This is a genomic window from Micromonospora sp. WMMD967, assembly GCF_029626165.1.
Lineage (GTDB): Bacteria > Actinomycetota > Actinomycetes > Mycobacteriales > Micromonosporaceae > Micromonospora > Micromonospora taraxaci.
In genome coordinates this window covers 4,283,264-4,302,215 of record NZ_JARUBK010000001.1, presented here as the reverse complement: position 1 = coordinate 4,302,215, position 18,952 = coordinate 4,283,264, and the positions used below count along the sequence as shown (strand labels likewise).

1 protein-coding gene is annotated in these 18,952 nt (G+C 72.4%); it reads right to left on the bottom strand.

The window, feature by feature from the left end; translation table 11 throughout:
* Window positions 1-26 precede the first annotated feature (26 nt).
* On the bottom strand, window positions 27-18,947 hold the full coding sequence (locus tag O7631_RS19300; protein WP_278145491.1) for a type I polyketide synthase: 18,921 nt from the start codon (window positions 18,945-18,947) through the stop codon (window positions 27-29).
* Between the last annotated feature and the right edge of the window lie 5 nt (window positions 18,948-18,952).

Sequence of the window (18,952 nt, the reverse complement as noted above, 5' to 3'; positions counted from 1 at the left end):
GTGTGGTCCTCCTTGGCCCGGCCCGGTCAGGCGCGGCCGAGTTCGCTGCGGATGAAGGCGAACAGTTCCTCGTCGCTGGCTTCTTCGAGCGGTGGCGCCTCCTCGGTGACCGGCTCGACGACGTCGTTGAGGCGGTTGATGAAGGCTTGGAGTCGCAGGACGGTCCGGCTCCTCGTGGTGCTGTCCGGTGTGGACGTCGCGAGGCCGGCTTCGAGACGGTCCAGTTCGGCGAAGAGCCCGCCGGTCAGGTCCAGGCCGTCGCCGATGACGGCGTCCCGGATGTGCCGGGCGAGGGCCTGCGCGGTCGGGTGGTCGAACGCCGCCGTGGGTGGCAGGTTCAGGCCGGTGACCCGGCCGAGCCGGTTGCGCAGCTCGACGGCGGTAAGCGAGTCGAAGCCCAACTCGGTGAAGGCCCGGGTGGGCGGGACGGCTTCCAGGGTGTCGTGGCCCAGGACGGCGGCGACGGTGCCGCGTACCAGGTCGAGAGCCGCCCGTTCCTGTTCCGGTTCGGTGCGGGCACGCCACTCGTCGCGCAGGGCGGCGGTGGTCCCGGCGTCTGCTGCGGGCGGCTGCTCGGCGGCCGACACCGGCACCTCGGGCAGGTCGGCGAGCAGTCGGCTGGGTCGGGTTCCGGTGAACGCGCTGGCGAACCGGGGCCAGTCGACGTCGGCGAGGACGACCTGACCGGTCGCGCCGGCGGCGGTTGCCATCGCGTAGAGGGCGGCGTTCGGGGGTAGGGCGTTCAGACCGCGACGACGGAGGCGCTCGTCGCTTCCGGTCCAGGGTCCCCAGGCGATCGATGTGGCACCGGCTTGCTGGGCGAGCGCCTCCAGCGTGGTGGCGGCCACCGCCGCGGCGGTCTGCAGGCCTCCGCCCCAGGTGCCGGCCACCGAGGTGAAGACGACGAACGCGTCCAGGTCCTCGTCGACGAGGGCGGTCAGGTGCCGGGCCCGGCGTACCGCCGGGGTGTCCCAGGCGTCGGGTGTGGTGTCGGTCAGCGGGGCCGGTGCGGGCTCGGAGCGGTCGGCGAGGACGACGGCGGTCAGCGCGACGCCGTCGGCCCGGACACGGTGCAGCAGGTCGGCCAGGGCGGCGTGGTCGTCTCCGGAGCAGGCCTCGACGGTGACGACGCCGTCGTCGTCCATCTCCGCGACGCTCTCGGTGACGATGACCCGGTCCGCGCCCTCGGCCACCGCCCAGCGGGCGATGTCGCCGCTGGTGTCGCCGACGACCAGGATCGTGCCGCGCGGACGCCAGCCTGCGGCGGGCGCGGCGGCGTGGCGGAGGCGTCGGGCGAGCACCCGGTCGCCACGGACGGCGAGCTGGTCCTCACCACCGCCACCGAGCGCGGCGGCGAGGTGGTCGCCGGCCCAGTCCGCCGGAACGTCCAGGAGGCCACCCCACCGGTGCGGCAGTTCCAGGGCGGCGACCCGGCCCAGGCCCCACACGGCGGCGGCGGACGGGTCGACTGGTTCGCCGGGCTCGGTGGCGACGGCCGCCGTGGTCACCATCCAGAGCGGCGCGTCGACGGCGGCGTCGACGTAGGCCTGGACGATGGTGAGCGCCGCCTCGGGGGTGCCGCCGGAGACGACGGCGCCGGCGATCGGGCCGTCGTCGACGGCCAGCCGAAGCCGGTCGGCCGCATCGGTCCGATTCAGGCCGACGACCGGGACTCCCCGTACCTCGGCGCCGTACGCGGTGAGGGTCTTGGCAACCACAGTGAGGTACGCGTCGTCGCCGAGCACCAGCCACGTGCCGGCGATCGTCGTGGTGGGCGCGGCGATCGTCGTCCACGCCTCCTCGTAGCGCCACGAGTCGCGGTTTCGGGTGGCTCGTCGTTCGTGACGCCAGGCGGTCAGGGCGGGCAGCAGGTCGGCGTTGTCGCCGGTGATGCCGAGCGGGCTGAGGTCGCCGTCCTCGACGGCCTGCCAGAACTCGCTGTCCACCGGGTCGACGGTGACCGGTTCGACCGGGGACGGCCAGAACCGGACGCGCTGGAAGGGGTAGGTGGGCAGGTCGACGCGTCGGCCACCCTGAGCCAGCTGTCCCCAGTCGACGGGGACACCGCGGACGAAGGCGCTGGCCAGTGCCGTGAGAAGGGTGGTGGGCTGGTCGCGGTCGGGGCGCTGCACCGCGACGAAGGCGGCGTCGGTGACGCAGTCCGCGCCCATCGCGGAGAGGACCCCGTCGGGGCCGATCTCCACGAACGTGCTGACGCCAAGGCCTTCCAGCGTGGTGATGCCGTCGGCGAAGCGCACCGCCTCACGGACGTGCCGCACCCAGTAAGCGGCGTCCTGGGTCTCGGCGACCTGCCCGGTCAGGTTCGACACGACGGGGATGCGCGGCGAGTCATAGGTCAGCGTCGCCGCGACCTGGGCGAACTCGGCCAGCATCGGCTCCATCAGCACGGAGTGGAACGCGTGGCTGACCCGCAGCTGCTTCGACTTCTCGAAGGCCGCCGCCACCGCCGTGACCTCGTCGGCCACACCGGACAGGACGACGGAGCGGGGGCCGTTGATCGCGGCGATGTTGACGCCGTCGGTCAGCAGTGGCAGCACCTCGGCCTCGGTGGCCCGCACCGCGGCCATCACCCCACCGGTCGGCAGCGCCTGCATCAGCCGGCCCCGCGCGGTGACCAGTTTCGCGGCGTCGGCCAGGGACAGCACCCCGGCGACGTGCGCGGCGGCGATCTCACCGATCGAGTGCCCCACCAGGAAGTCCGGAGTCACCCCGAACGACTCCACCAGTCGGAACAGGGCCACCTCGACGGCGAACAACGCCGACTGGGTGTAGACCGTCCGGTCCAGGTCGTCGCCGTCGGCGATGACGTAGCGGATCGGCCGGTCCAGGTGCCGGTCCAGCTCGGCGCAGGCCGCGTCGAACGCCTCCGCGTACACCGGGAACGTGTCGGCCAACCCCAGGCCCATGCCCTGCCGCTGGGAACCCTGCCCGGAGAAGACGAAGGCCGTCCGCCCGCGTACCGCCGAGCCGGTGACCACCCGGGGGTGGTCAGCGCCGGCGGCCAGGGCGTCGAGACCAGCGACCAGGGCTTCCGTGTCGGTGCCGACCACCACCGCGCGCTCCTCCAGGACGCTGCGGGTGGTCGTCAGCGAGTGGACCAGGTCCTTCGGGTCGGCTCCCGTCGAGAGGCGTTCCCGCAGCCGGGCGCTCTGCTCGCGGAGCGCGGGCCCGGTGCGGGCCGACAGCGGCAGCGCCGACACGGACGCCTGCGAGGGCTCGGTGGGCGCGGACGGCGTGCGGGTCGGCGGCTCCTCCAGGACGGCGTGGGCGTTCGTGCCGCTGAACCCGAACGACGAGATGGCAGCCCGACGCGGCCGGTCACCGGTCCGCGCCCACTGCCGCTCCTCGGTGAGCAGGGCCACCGAACCGGTGGTCCAGTCCACGTGCGGGCTGGGTTGGTCGGCGTGCAGCGTACGCGGCAGCGTTTCGTGCCGCATCGCCTCGACCATCTTGATGATGCCGGCGACCCCGGCGGCGGCCTGGGTGTGGCCGAGGTTCGACTTCACCGACCCCAGCCACAGCGGGTGGTCGGCGGGTCGACCCCGCCCGTACGTCGCGAGCAGTGCCTGCGCCTCGATCGGGTCGCCCAGTTTCGTGCCGGTGCCGTGCGCCTCCACCGCGTCGACGTCGGCGGCGGACACGCCCGCGTTGGCCAGCGCCGCCCGGATCACCCGCTGCTGCGACGGCCCGTTCGGAGCGGTCAGCCCGTTCGACGCGCCGTCCTGGTTGACAGCGCTCCCCCGGACCACAGCGAGCACCGGGTGGTCGTTCGCCACCGCGTCGCTGAGGCGCTCCAGGAGGAGCATGCCGACGCCCTCACCCCAGATCGTCCCGTCGGCATCGGCCGAGAACGCCCGGCAGCGGGCGGTGGCGGACAGGCCCCGCTGGCGGCTGAACTCGATGAACGCCCCCGGCGTGGACATCACCGTCACCCCGCCGGCCAGGGCGAGCTCGCACTCGCCCTGCCGCAGTGCCTGGCTGGCCCAGTGCAGGGCGACCAGCGACGACGAGCAGGCGGTGTCCACGGTGACCGCCGGGCCTTCCAGCCCGAAGGTGTACGAGATCCGTCCGGAGACGACGCTCGCCGCGTTACCGGTGCTGACGTACCCCTCGGCGGCTTCCTGCTCACCGGTCAGCAGCGGACCGTAGTCGAGGTTGTTGGTGCCGACGAAGACACCGGTCTGGCTTCCGCGTAGCGCGTCGGCCGGCACGCCGCCGCGTTCGAACGCCTCCCACGCCGTCTCCAGCAACAGCCGCTGCTGCGGGTCCATGGCCAGCGCCTCGCGGGGCGAGATGCCGAAGAACCCGGCGTCGAACTCGGTGGCGTCGGCCAGGAAGCCGCCTTCGCGTACGTAGGTGGTGCCGATGGCGTCCGGGTCCGGGTCGTAGAGGGCGTCCAGGTCCCATCCACGGTCGGTGGGGAACGCGCCGATGGCGTCGCCGCCGTCGGCGAGCAACCGCCACAGGTCCTCGGGCGAGCCGATGCCGCCGGGGAAGCGGCAGGACATCGCGACGATCGCGATCGGCTCGTCGGTGCGGGCCGGCACGGCGGCGACCGGGTTCGCGTCGGTCACCCCGACGACCTCGTTCTCCAGGTACGCGGCGAGTGCCTCCGGTGTCGGGTGGTCGAAGACCAGGGTGCTGGGCAGTCGCAGTCCGGTGGCCGCGCCGAGCCGGTTGCGTAGTTCGACACCGGTCAGCGAGTCGAAGCCGATCTCGGTGAAGGAACGTCCCGGGTCGACGGCGTGGGACGACCGCAGCCGTAGGACCTCCGCGACGTGGGTCCGGACTGTCTCCAGCACGGCGTGGGTCCGTTCGCTGCCGGCGAGTGCCAGCAGCTCGGACCGCCACCCGTCGTCGGCTGACGACTCCGGTTCGGTGGTGAGGGCGTGGACCTCCGGGACACCGTCGAGCAGCGGGCTGGGCCGGGCCGCGGTGAACGCCGGGGCGAACGTCGCCCAGTCGACGTCGGCGACGACGACACACGTGCGCTCGTCACCGACCGCCGACCGTAGGCCGCGCAGGGCCCGATCGGGGGCCATCGGGCGAAGGCCGCGTCGGCGTAGGTGTTCGTCCACGGCGCTGTCGGCGGCCATGCCACCGTCGGCCCACGGGCCCCAGCCGATCGAGGTCGCGGTGAGCCCTCGGGACCGGCGCTGTTCGGCGACGGCGTCCAGTGCCGCGTTGGCGGCCGCGTACGCGGCGTGGTCGCCGCTGCCCCACACACCGGCGATGGAGGAGAACAGCACGAAGGCGTCCAGCGGGACGTCCCGGAACAGGTCGTCCAGGTGTGTCGCGCCGCGCACCTTGGCGGCCGTGACCTCGGCGATGGCGTCGGCGGTCACCTCCGTGACGGGGGCGCGGGTGGCGACGCCGGCGGTGTGCAGCACCGCGGTGACCGTGTCACCGGCGGCGTCCAGGTCCGCGACGACCGCACCGATGGCGTCCCGGTCGGCCAGGTCGACCGCGCGGATGGTGACTCGGGCCCCGGCGGCGGTCAGTTCGTCGCGCAGGTCGGCTGCGCCGGGTGCGGCGTCTCCCCGTCGGCTGAGCAGGACCAGGTGGTCGGCGCCGTGGCCGGCGGCCCACCGGGCGGCGTGGGCGCCGAGCGCGCCGGTGCCGCCGGTGATCAGGACGGTGCCGCGCGGCTGCCACTGCCGACCCGTGCCGGCCGAGGGAACGAGTCGCCGGCCGAGCAGCCCGGCGCGGACGGCGACCTGGTCCTCGCCTCCGGCGCCGGTCAGTGCGGTGGCGAGCAACCGTCCGTCGATCGGGTCGCTGCCGGTGGGCAGGTCGACGAGGCCGCCCCAGGCGCTGTGGAGTTCCAGGGCGGCGACCCGGCCGAGGCCCCAGACGGCCGCGGCGGACGGGGTGGGCGCCGGATCGTGCGGGGTGGCGGCCACCGCGCCGCTGGTGATCAGCCAGAGCGGGATGTCGGTGGCCAGGGACTGGTGGGTCTGGACGGCGTGCAGTGCGTGCGCGGGGTCGTCCACCACGACGGCGATGCCGCTGATGTCGGGTGTCGCCTCGGCGTCCGGGGTGCCGCGTCGCACGTCGAGGCCGCTGGCGGCCAGGGCGTCCGAGACGCGGGTGTCGCCGGCCGGTTCGGTGATCAGCCAGGTCCCGGTGGGTGTGCCCGCCTGCGGTAGTGGGGTCCAGTCGACGCCGTACCGGCCGAGGGGCGTGGTGGTGTGGTCGCGCCGCCAGGACGCCAGGGCGGGGAGCAGCGGGGTGAGGGCGGTGCTGTCGTCGAGTTTCAGGGTCTGGGTGAGGGTGTCCAGGTCGGCGCGTTCGACGGCGTCCCAGAAGGCGGCGTCGGTGGGGCTCGTCGCCCGGGTGCCGGGCCTCGGCCAGTAGCGCTGGTGGTGGAAGGCGTAGGTGGGCAGGTCGATCAACCGCCCGCCGGGGTAGCACGGCGTCCAGTCGACAGCGACGCCGCGCACGTAGGCCTGCGCGAGGGCGGTCAGCAGCGTGGCTGGTTGGTCGCGGTCAGAGCGTTGCACTGGTACGAACACCGCGTCGCTGACGCAGTCTGCCCCCATCGCGGACAGCACCCCGTCGGGGCCGATCTCGATGAACGTGCTGACACCCAGGGCTTCCAGTGTGGTGATGCCGTCGGCGAACCGGACGGCCTCGCGGACGTGCCGCACCCAGTACGCCGCGTCCTGCGTGTCGGCGACCTGCCCGGTCACGTTCGACACGATCGGAATGCGCGGCGTGCCGTAGGTCAGGGTCTCGGCAACCTCGGTGAAAGCCTCCAGCATCGGCTCCATCAACACCGAGTGGAACGCGTGACTGACCCGCAGTTGCTTCGACTTCTTGAAGTGCGCCGCGACGGCGGTGACCTCGTCGGCAGCACCGGAGAGCACCACCGACCGGGGCCCGTTGATCGCCGCGATGCTCACTCCGTCGGTGAGCAGCGGCAGCACCTCCGCCTCGGTGGCCCGTACCGCGACCATGACACCGCCGGCCGGGAGTGCCTGCATGAGGCGACCTCGGGCGGTGACCAGCGTCGCCGCATCCGGCAGGGACAGCACCCCGGCGACGTGTGCGGCGGCGATCTCACCGATCGAGTGCCCGACCAGGTAGTCCGGTGTGACGCCGAACGACTCGACCAGGCGGAACAACGCGACCTCGACGGCGAACAACGCCGACTGGGTGTAGACGGTCTGGTCCAGGTCGTCGCCCTGGGCGATGACGTCGCGGATCGGCCGGTCGAGGTGCCGGTCCAGCTCGACGCAGGCGGCGTCGAATGCCTCGGCGTAACGCGGGAACGTGTCGTAGAGAGCCAATCCCATGCGGGAACGCTGGGATCCCTGGCCGGAGAACACGAACGCGGTCCTGCCGCGCACCACCGACCCGACCACGGGGCCGGGCACGCCCGCCGCGAGCGCCGCCAGCTCGTCGCGTCCGAGCACCACAGCCCGATGGGCGTGTGTCGACCGCGCCGACACCAACGAGAAGCCGACGTCGCGCGGGTCGGCCTCCACCGACGCCAGTCGGGCGGCCTGCGCCCGCAGGGCCTCAGGTGTGCGGGCGGACAGCACCCACGGCACGACCTCGGGCGCGTCCGGCCTGTCGTCGGCAGGGGTGTGCACTGTCGGTGGTTCTTCGAGGATGACGTGGGCGTTGGTGCCGGAGATGCCGAACGACGACACACCGGCGCGTCGAGGGTGCCCGTTCACCGGCCAGGGCTGCGCCTCGGTGAGCAACCGCACCTCACCAGCCGACCAGTCGACATGCGACGTCGGCGCATCCACATGCAACGTCCGCGGCAGAGTTTCGTGGCGCATCGCCTGCACCATCTTGATGATCCCCGCGACACCCGCAGCGGCCTGAGTGTGACCCAGGTTCGACTTCACCGACCCCAACCACAACGGCCGACCAGGGCGATCCTGCCCATAGGTCGCGAGGAGCGCCTGCGCCTCGATCGGATCACCCAACACCGTCGCCGTACCGTGCGCCTCCACCACATCCACATCAGCGACCGACAACCCCGCGTCAGCCAGCGCCGCACGAATGACCCGCTGCTGCGACGGACCATTCGGCGCCGTCAAACCATTCGACGCACCATCCTGATTAACCGCACTCCCCCGCACCACCGCCAACACCCGACGCCCATTGCGCAGAGCATCCGACAGGCGCTCCACCAACACCACACCCACACCCTCAGACCAACCAGTACCCCCCGCACCCTCCGCGAACGACCGACACACACCATCCGACGACAACCCCCGCTGCCGCGAAAACTCCACAAAAGCCGACGGCGTCGCCATCACCGTCACCCCACCCACCAACGCCAACGAACACTCACCACGCCGCAACGACTGACCCGCCACATGCAACGCCACCAACGACGACGAACACGCCGTATCCACCGTCACCGCCGGACCCTCAAACCCAAACGAATACGAAACCCGCCCCGACACCACAGAACCCGAATTACCCGTCCCCAAAAACCCCGCAAGACCATCAGGGCTCTGTTGGGCGTACGGGCCGTAGTCGTGGTACATCAGGCCGGCGAAAACGCCGGTGTCGGAACCGCGCAAGGATTGTGGGTCGATTCCCGCCCGTTCCAGGGCCTCCCAACTCACCTCCAACAACAAACGCTGCTGCGGATCCATGGCAAGAGCCTCACGCGGCGAGATCCCGAAGAACTCCGCGTCGAATTCGGCGGCGTTCGTGAGGAATCCGCCCCGGCGGGTGTACGAGGTGTCCGTCCGGGATTCGTCGGTGTCGAAGAGCGTGTCCAGGTCCCAGCCGCGGTCGGTGGGGAAGTCGCCGATGCCGTCGACACCCGAGTCGACAAGCCGCCACAGACCCTCGGGTGAGTCCACTCCGCCGGGGAAGCGGCAGGCCATGCCGACGATCGCGAGGGGCTCGTCCGCCGCCGCCGCGGTGCGAGCGCCGGTCTGCGTCGCCGCCGTGTCGGTCAGTTCGGTCAACAGGTGGTCGACCAGGGCGTCCGGTGTCGGATAGTCGAACACCGTCGTGGCCGACAACCGCAACCCCGTCGCCGCCGACAACCCGTTGCGGAACTCCACAGCCGTCAACGAGTCGAACCCCAACTCACCGAACGCCTGACCACCGTCCACCGACCACCCCTGCGGATGACCCAACACCGCCGCCACCCGCGACGACACCAGATCGAGGAGGTGGGAACGCTGTTCGTGTGGCGGCAGGTCGGCGAGCTGTGCCCGTAGCGACGACCTGTCGGCCGTGGCGGCGGCCCGCCGTCGCGGGGGTCGGACGAGCTGCCGCAGGAGCGCGGGCACGGTGCCGGAGGCGGCCACCGCCGTGAGGTCCAGCAGGATCGGCACGCTGACCGGCGGTGCCGCCGCGCAGCCGGCGTCGAGCAGGGCGAGTCCCTGCTCGGCGGTGAGCGGGAGCACCCCGCCTCGGCCGAGGCGGCGTTGGTCGGCGGTGGCGCTGAGGTCGCTGGTGTCGGCCCAGAGGCCCCAGGCCAGGGAGACCGCCGGCAGGCCCAACCCACGCCGGTGCTGCGCCAACGCGTCCAAGAACGCGTTACCCGCCGCGTACGCACCCTGACCCGCGTTACCGAACACCCCGGCCGCCGACGAGAACACCACGAACGCCGACAACCCCCGATCCCGGGTCAGCTCGTGCAGATACCAACCCGCATCCACCTTCGCCCGCAACACCGCCGACAGACGCTCCGCGCTCAGCCCGCCGACGACACCGTCGTCCACCACACCGGCGAGGTGGACGACACCGGACAGGTCCGGGGTGTCGGCGACGACCTGGGCGAGGGCTGCCCGGTCGGTGGCGTCCACGGCCACCAGCTGGGCGGACGCGCCGAGCGCGGCGAGTTCCGCCACGTACTCGGCAGCTCCGGGGGTTTCGGCGCCACGGCGGCTGACCAGCAGCAGGTCGCGTACGCCGTGCGTGGTGACCAGGTGCCGGGCCACCAGCTGGCCGAGCGTGCCCAGCGCACCGGTGACCAGTACCGTTCCGGTGCCGAAGGTGAACGGGCGTGGTTCCTCGACCGGCGGTCGGACGAGTCGGGGCACGCTGACCACTCCGCCACGGATGGCCAGTTGCGGCTCACCGCACTGAGCGGCCGCCGGGAGCACCGCCAACGAGCCGGGTCCGTCGTCGATGTCGACAAGTACGAACCGGTCCGGGTGTTCGGCCTGGGCGCTGCGTACCAACCCGTGGACGGCGGAGCCAGCGAGGTCGGTCAGCGGCTCGTCGCCGGCCTGCACGGCGTGCCGGGTCGCGATGACCAGCCGCACACCGGCGAGCCGGTCGTCGGTCAACCAGGACTGGAGCACCGCCAGGGTTTGGGCGGCGGCGGTGTGCGCTGCGGTGACCGGGTCGGCGGCGGGGCCGGACTCGGCGTACCAGAGGACCGGGCCGGCCGGCACGCTGCCGGCGGCGAGCGTCGCCGCCAGATCCGCGTGGTCGGTGAGCAGGGTCGCGGGCACGTCCAGCTCGGGGATCGGCGTCCACTCGATCCGGTACGGGCGAAGGGTCGTGCTCGTCGTCGGGGTGTGCGGGCGCAGGACGAGTCGGTCGACGGTGGCGATGGGCTGGTCCTCGGCGTCGCGCAGGTCGAGGGCGATCGCGTCGGTGCCGGCGCGGCTGATCCGCACCCGGGCCGCGCGCGCCCCGGTGGCGTGCACTGTCACTCCGGTCCAGCTGAACGGGAGTCCTGTCGTGTCGGAGTCGAGGACGCCGAGGGCGAGGCCGTGCAGGGCGGCGTCGAGGAGCGCGGGGTGCAGGAGGAAGCCGTCCACCGTGAGGTCGTCGGCGAGGGCCACGTCCGCAATCAGGTCGCCATCGCGGTGCCAGGCCCGGTGGAGTCCGCGCAGGTGCGGCCCGTACTCGAATCCGATCTCGGCGAAGCCGGGGTAGACGCCGTCGACAGGTAGCTCCTCGGTCGCCTCCGGTGTCCAGTGGCCGGGGGTGTCCCCCGTTTCGGCGGCGGTGAGGATGCCGGTGGCGTGCCGCTGCCATTCGCCGGTGTCGTCCGGGCGCGCGTAGAGGGTGACGTCTCGCCGTTGCCCGCACGGACTGTCGTCGGTGGACGGGCCGACCAGGGCGCGGATGGTCAGGGTGCTGCCACTGCTCGGGAGGACCATCGGGGCCTCGATGGTGAGTTCGTCGAGGCGGTTCAGGCCAGTGTGGTCGCCGGCGGCCAGGGCGAGGTCGACCAGCGCGGCGCCGGGGACCAGCAGTGTGCCGCCGATCAGGTGGTCGGCCAACCAGGGCTGCGTGCGGGAGGAGAGGCGGCCGGTGAGCAGCAGGCTGTCCTGCTCGGGCAGGTCGGCCGCGGCGGCCCAGAACGGGTGGTCGACGGTTCCGAGCCCGATGCTGGCCGCGTCGGCGGCGGCCTCGGGGGCGGTCGGCCAGTAGCGGCGGCGCTGGAAGGCGTAGGTGGGCAGGTCGACGGGCCGCCCGCCGGTCAGGCAGGGCGTCCAGTCGACGGCGACGCCGCGCACGTAGGCCTGCGCGAGGGCGGCCAGCAGCGTGGCTGGTTGGTCGCGGTCAGAGCGTTGCAGGGGTACGAATACCGCGTCGCTGACGCAGTCCGCGCCCATCGCGGAGAGGACACCGTCGGGGCCGATCTCCACGAACGTGCTCACACCGAGGCTCTCGAGTGTGGTGATGCCGTCGGCGAAACGGACCGCCTCGCGGACGTGCCGCACCCAGTAGCCGGCGTCCTGTGTTTCGGCGATCTGCCCGGTCACGTTCGACACGATCGGGATGCGCGGTGACTCGTAGGTGAGGGTTGCGGCGACCTGGGCGAACTCGGCCAGCATCGGCTCCATCAACACCGAGTGGAAGGCGTGGCTGACCCGCAACCGCTTGGACTTCTCGAAGTGCGCCGCCACCGCCGTGACCTCGTCGGCTAGACCGGAGAGGACGATCGAGCGGGGCCCGTTGATGGCGGCGATGCTCACCCCGTCGGTGAGCAGCGGTAGCACCTCGGCCTCGGTGGCCCGCATCGCGACCATCACCCCACCGGCCGGGAGGGCCTGCATGAGACGGCCTCGGGCGGTGACCAACGTCGCCGCGTCGGCCAGGGACAGCACCCCGGCCACGTGCGCGGCGGCGATTTCACCGATCGAGTGCCCGACCAGGTAATCCGGCCGGACGCCGAACGACTCCACCAGGCGGAACAGGGCGACCTCGACGGCGAACAACGCCGCCTGCGTGTAGACCGTCTGGTCCAGGTCGTCGCCCTGGGCGATGACGTCGCGGATCGGCCGGTCGAGGTGCCGGTCCAGCTCGACGCAGGCGGCGTCGAACGCCTCGGCGTAACGCGGGGAAGTCTCGTAGAGGTCCAGGCCCATGCCCGGCCGCTGCGAGCCCTGGCCGGAGAACACGAACGCGGTCTTGCCGCGCACCACGGAGCCGACGACCGGGCCGGGCTCACCGGCGGCGAGGGCCGCCAGGTCGTCCGGGCCGAATACCACCGCCCGGTGCGGGTGCGTCGTACGGTGTGCGGCCAGGGTGAACCCGACGTCCACCGGGTCGGCGTCCACCGCCGCCAGCCGGGCGGCCTGCCCCTGCAGCGCCTCCGGCGAGCGGGCCGACAGCACCCACGGCACCGGGGCGGGTGTGACGGCCTCGGTGCGGGGCGGCAGCTCGACCGCCGGTGGTTCTTCGAGGATGACGTGGGCGTTGGTGCCGGAGATGCCGAACGAGGACACACCGGCGCGTCGGGGGCGTCCGTTGACCGGCCACTGCTGCGCCTCGGTGAGCAACCGCACCTCACCAGCGGACCAGTCGACCTGCGACGTCGGCGCATCCACATGCAACGTCCGCGGCAGGATCTCGTGCCGCATCGCCTCGACCATCTTGATGATCCCCGCGACACCCGCAGCCGCCTGAGTGTGACCCAGGTTCGACTTCACCGACCCCAACCACAACGGCCGACCAGGGCGATCCTGCCCATAGGTCGCGAGGAGCGCCTGCGCCTCGATCGGATCACCCAACACCGTCGCCGTACCGTGCGCCTCCACCACATCCACATCAGCGACCGACAACCCCGCGTCAGCCAGCGCCGCACGAATGACCCGCTGCTGCGACGGACCATTCGGCGCCGTCAAACCATTCGACGCACCATCCTGATTAACCGCACTCCCCCGCACCACGGCGAGGACCCGACGCCCATGACGCAGAGCATCCGACAGGCGCTCCACCAACACCACACCCACACCCTCAGACCAACCAGTACCCCCCGCACCCTCCGCGAACGACCGACACACACCATCCGACGACAACCCCCGCTGCCGCGAAAACTCCACAAAAGCCGACGGCGTCGCCATCACCGTCACCCCACCCACCAACGCCAACGAACACTCACCACGCCGCAACGACTGACCCGCCACATGCAACGCCACCAACGACGACGAACACGCCGTATCCACCGTCACCGCCGGACCCTCAAACCCAAACGAATACGAAACCCGCCCCGACACCACAGAACCCGAATTACCCGTCCCCAAAAACCCCGCAAGACCATCAGGACTTTGCTGGGCCAGGCCGGCGTAGTCGTGGTACATCAATCCCGAGAAGACACCGGTGTCGGAACCGCGCAACGATTGTGGGTCGATTCCCGCTCGTTCCAGGGCCTCCCAACTGACCTCCAACAACAAACGCTGCTGCGGATCCATCGCAAGCGCCTCACGCGGCGAGATCCCGAAGAACTCCGCGTCGAAATCCGCGGCGTCGGTCAGGAACCCGCCCCGGCGGGTCAGGGACGTCTCCGCCAACGCCTCCAGGTCCCACCCGCGATCGGCGGGGAAGTCGCCGATGCCGTCACCGTCGGAGTCGACAAGCCGCCAGAGAGCGTCCGGCGAGTCCACCCCACCGGGGAAGCGACACGCCATCCCCACGATCGCGAGCGGCTCGTCAGTACGTGCCGTCGCCGTGGCGGTCGTCGCCGCCGTCACGCCGGACAGTTCGGCCAGCAGGTGACCGACCAGCGCGTCCGGGGTCGGGTAGTCGAACACCGTCGTCGCGGACAACCGCAACCCGGTCGCCGACGACAGACCGTTGCGGAACTCCACAGCCGTCAACGAGTCGAAACCCAACTCACCGAACGCCTGACCACCATCCACCGACCACCCCTGCGGATGACCCAGCACCGTCGCCACCCGCGACGACACCAGATCGAGAAGAGCGGCGCGGCGTGCGTCGTGGTCGAGGTTCGCGAGTCGGTCCCGCAGCGGAGCCGAGGCCGCGGCGGCGCGGCGTACGCGTACCAGATGCTGGAGAATGGTCGGGACGGTCCCGGCGGCCCGGATCGCGCGCAGGTCGAGCCGCACGGGCACGGTGACTGCCGTGTCCTCGGCCGCTGCCCGGTCGAAGAGCGCGAGGCCCTGCTCCGCGGTCAGTTCGCGGGCGCCGCCCCGGAGGAGGCGTTCCCGGTCGGCGGCGTCGATGTCGGCGGCCATGCCGACGGCCCAGGGGCCCCAGGCGAGGGAGACCGCCGGCAGGCCCAACCCACGCCGGTGCTGCGCCAACGCGTCCAGGAACGCGTTACCCGCCGCGTACGCGCCCTGACCCGCGTTACCGAACACCCCGGCCGCCGACGAGAACACCACGAACGCCGACAACCCCCGATCCCGGGTCAGCTCGTGCAGATACCAACCCGCGTCCACCTTCGCCCGCAACACCGCCGACAGACGCTCCGCGCTCAGCCCGCCGACGACACCGTCGTCGAGCACACCGGCCGTGTGCACCACACCGGACAGCTCTGGGGTCTCGGTGATGACCTCGGCCAGGGCCTCGCGGTCGGCCACGTCGACCGCGACGATCCGCGCGGACGCCCCCAGCTCGGCGAGTTCCGCCAGGAGTTCCGCGGCGCCCGGCGCGTCAGCGCCCCGGCGGCTCAGCAGCAGCAGGTCGCGCACACCGTGTGTCGTGACCAGGTGCCGTGCGACGTGCCGACCGAGTTGCCCGGTGGCGCCGGTGACCAGCACCGTGCCGTCGGTCAGGTCGAGGGGTCGCGGCGGGGTGCCGGCGGGTGGCCGGACCAGCCTGGGCGTGGTCGCGTCGCCGTTGCGCAACGCGGCCTGCGGCTCCCCGGTGGTGAGCAGGTTCGGCAGCGCCGCCTCGGACTCGTCGGTGCCGTCGACGTCGACCAGGACGAACCGATCGGGGTGCTCGGACTGCGCCGCCCGGACGAGGCCCCACACGGCGGCGGCACCGGGGTCGGTGACCGGCTCGTCGGCAGTGGCGACCGCGCCGGTCGTGACGACCGCCAGCCGGGCGCCGTCCTGCGGCCCTGCGGCCAGCCAGGACTGGAGGGTCTCCAGGACCGCGGCGGTGCGCTCGTGCGCACCGGTGACGACGTCGGCGTCGGCGGGTTCGACCCGGTGGATCACCACGGGACCGGTGACGGCGGCGGCGGACGGCGTGAGCGGGAGCCAGCCGAGGTGGAACAGCGCATCGTCGGTGCCGGTGCCCGCTGCGGCTGTGGTGAGTGGGCGCAGGACGAGTCGGTCGACGGTGAGTACCGGCTGACCGGCGGTGTCGGTCAGGTCCAGCCGGACCGAATCCGGGCCGAGGGTGCGGACCCGGGCCCGGACCGCCGAGCCGCCGGTCGCATGCACTGTCACGCCGGACCAGCTGAAGGGCACGCTGGCCCCGTCGGCGTGGGCGGGCAGCAGGTCACCGGCGCCGATGGCGTGCAGGGCGGCGTCGAGCACCGCCGGATGCAGTGGGAAGCCCTCGACCGGCACTGTCTCGTCGAGCGTGATCTCCGCGTACACCTGCTCCTGGTCGCGCCACGCGGCGCGCAGCGCGCGGAACGTCGGGCCGTAGAGCAGGCCACGGTCGGCGAAGGCGTCGTAGAGGCCGTCCAGGGCGACGGCTGTCGCGTCGGACGGCGGCCACGTCGGCGGCGGCGGGTTGGCCGCGCCGGGCTCGGAGGTGAGGACGCCGGAGGCATGCTCGGTCCACGTCTCGGCGTCCTGACTGGCGTGGACGCCGACCTGGCGACGCCCGTCGCCGTCCGGGGCGCCGACGCGGACCTGGACGTGCACCGCGTCGCTGCCGATGGTGAGCGGGATACCGGTGGTGAGTTCCTCGATCCGGTCGCAGCCGACGCGGTCGCCGGCGGCCAGGGCCAGATCGACGAGGGCGGCGCCGGGGACGACGACGGTCCCGGAGAGGGAGTGGTCGGCGAGCCACTGGTGGGTGGCGACGGTCCACCGGCCGGTGACGACGAGTTCGTCCGCTCCGGCCAGGGTGATGGCGGTGTCCAGCATGGGGTGACCGGTGCCGCCGCTGCCGGTGGGGGTGCCGGTGCCGACCGGCCAGTACCGCTTGTGGTGGAAGGCGTAGGTGGGCAGGTCGACACGCCGCCCGCCGGTCAGGCACTGCGTCCAGTCGACGGCGACGCCGCGCACGTAGGCCTGCGCGAGAGCGGTCAGCAGCGTGGTCGGTTGGTCGCGGTCAGAGCGTTGCAGGGGTACGAACACCGCGTCGCTGACGCAGTCTGCCCCCATCGCGGACAGCACCCCGTCGGGGCCGATCTCCACGAACGTGCTGACACCCAGGGCTTCCAGGGTGGTGATGCCGTCGGCGAACCGGACGGCCTCGCGGACGTGCCGCACCCAGTAGCCGGCGTCCTGCGCTTCCGCGATCTGCCCGGTCACGTTCGACACGATCGGGATGCGCGGCGTGTCGTAGGTCAGCGTTGCCGCGACCGACGCGAACTCGGCCAGCATCGGCTCCATCAACACCGAGTGGAACGCGTGGCTGACCCGCAGCTGCTTCGACTTGAAACTCGCTGCCACCTGCGCGACCTCGTCGGCCGCACCGGACAGCACCACCGAGCGGGGGCCGTTGATCGCGGCGATGCTCACCCCGTCGGTCAGCAGCGGCAGCACCTGCGCCTCGGTGGCCCGCACCGCGACCATCACTCCACCGGCCGGCAATGCCTGCATCAGGCGGCCCCGGGCGGTGACCAGCGTCGCCGCATCGGGCAGGGACAACACTCCCGCGACGTGCGCGGCGGCGATCTCACCGATCGAGTGGCCCACCAGGTAGTCCGGGGTGATGCCGAACGACTCGACGAGGCGGAACAATGCGACCTCGACGGCGAACAGCGCCGACTGGGTGTAGACGGTCTGGTCCAGGTCGTCGCCCTGGGCGATGACGTCGCGGATCGGCCGGTCCAGGTGCCGGTCCAGCTCGGCGCAAGCGGCGTCGAATGCCTCGGCGTAACGCGGGAACGTGTCGTAGAGGGCCAATCCCATGCCGGGTCGCTGGGAGCCCTGGCCGGAGAACACGAACGCCGTCTTGCCCCGCACCACCGACCCGACGACGGGGCCGGGCTCACCGGCGGCCACCGACGCCAGGTCGTCCGGGCCGAACACGACCGCCCGGTGCGGGTGCGCCGTACGGTGTGCGGCCAGGGTGAACCCGACGTCGACCCGGTCGGCCTCCACCGACGCCAGTCGGGCGGCCTGCCCCCGCAACGCCTCCGGGGAGCGGGCCGACAGCACCCACGGCACCGGGGCGAGTGCGACGGCCCCGGTGCGCGGCGGCACCTCCACCACCGGTGGCTCTTCGAGGATGACGTGCGCGTTCGTACCGGAGACCCCGAACGAGGAGACACCCGCGCGGCGTGGGCCCGGGCGCTGCGGCCACGGCTGGTTGTTGGCGGCGATGCGGACCGCGCCGGCGGCCCAGTCGACGTGCGTGGACGGCTGGTCGGCGTGCAGGCTGCGCGGGATCCGGCCGTGGCGCATCGCCTCGACCATCTTGATGATCCCGGCGACGCCGGCGGCGGCCTGGGTGTGGCCGATGTTCGACTTGACCGACCCCAGCCATAGTGGCTGGTCGGCGGGGCGGTCCTGCCCGTAGGTGGCGAGAAGGGCCTGCGCCTCGATCGGGTCGCCCAACGTGGTGCCGGTGCCGTGCGCCTCGACGGCGTCGACGTCGGAGGTGGTGAGGCCGGCGTTGCTCAGCGCGGCCCGGATGACGCGTTGCTGGGACGGCCCGTTCGGGGCGGTCAGCCCGTTCGACGCGCCGTCCTGGTTGACAGCGCTCCCCCGCACCACGGCGAGCACGGGATGGCCGTTGCGGACGGCGTCGGAGAGCCGCTCGACGAGCAGCATGCCGACACCCTCGCCCCAGCCGGTGCCGTCGGCGTCGTCGGAGAACGGCTTGCAGCGTCCGTCCGGGGCGAGTCCCCGCTGGCGGGAGAACGCCAGGAACGCCCCCGGGGTGGCCATCACCGTGACGCCGCCGGCCAGCGCCAGGTCACACTCCCCCTGCCGCAGCGCCTGAGCGGCGAGGTGCAGGGCGACAAGGGACGACGAGCAGGCGGTGTCCACAGTGACGGCGGTGCCCTCGAGGCCGAACGTGTACGCGATCCGCCCGGAGGCGATGCTGCCGGTGCTGCCGGTGCCGAGCGAACCCTCGGCGGAGTCGCCCAGCTCACCGACCAGCGCGGCGTAGTCGTGGTACATCACGCCGGTAAAGACGCCGGTGCGGCTGCCCTTGAGGGTGGCCGGGTCGATGCCCGCCCGCTCGAACGTCTCCCAGGACGTCTCCAGCAGCAGGCGTTGCTGCGCGTCGGTGGCCAGCGCCTCCCGGGGTGAGATGCCGAAGAACGCGGCGTCGAAGTCGCCGGCGTCGTGCAGGAAGCCCCCGTGCCGGGTGTACGACGTGCCGGGGTGGTCCGGGTCGGGGTGGTAGAGCTTCTCCACCTCCCAGCCCCGTTCGGCGGGGAACTCCCCGATGGCGTCGACACCCGAGTCGACGAGCTGCCACAGCGACTCCGGCGAGTCGACGCCACCGGGGAACCGGCAGCTCATGGCGATGATGGCGATCGGCTCGCGATGCCGCGCCTCGGCTTCCTGCAACCGCTCGCTGGTCTCGTGCAGTTCGGCGGTGACGCGCTTGAGATATTCGCGGAGCCGATCTTCGTTCGCCATGGGAA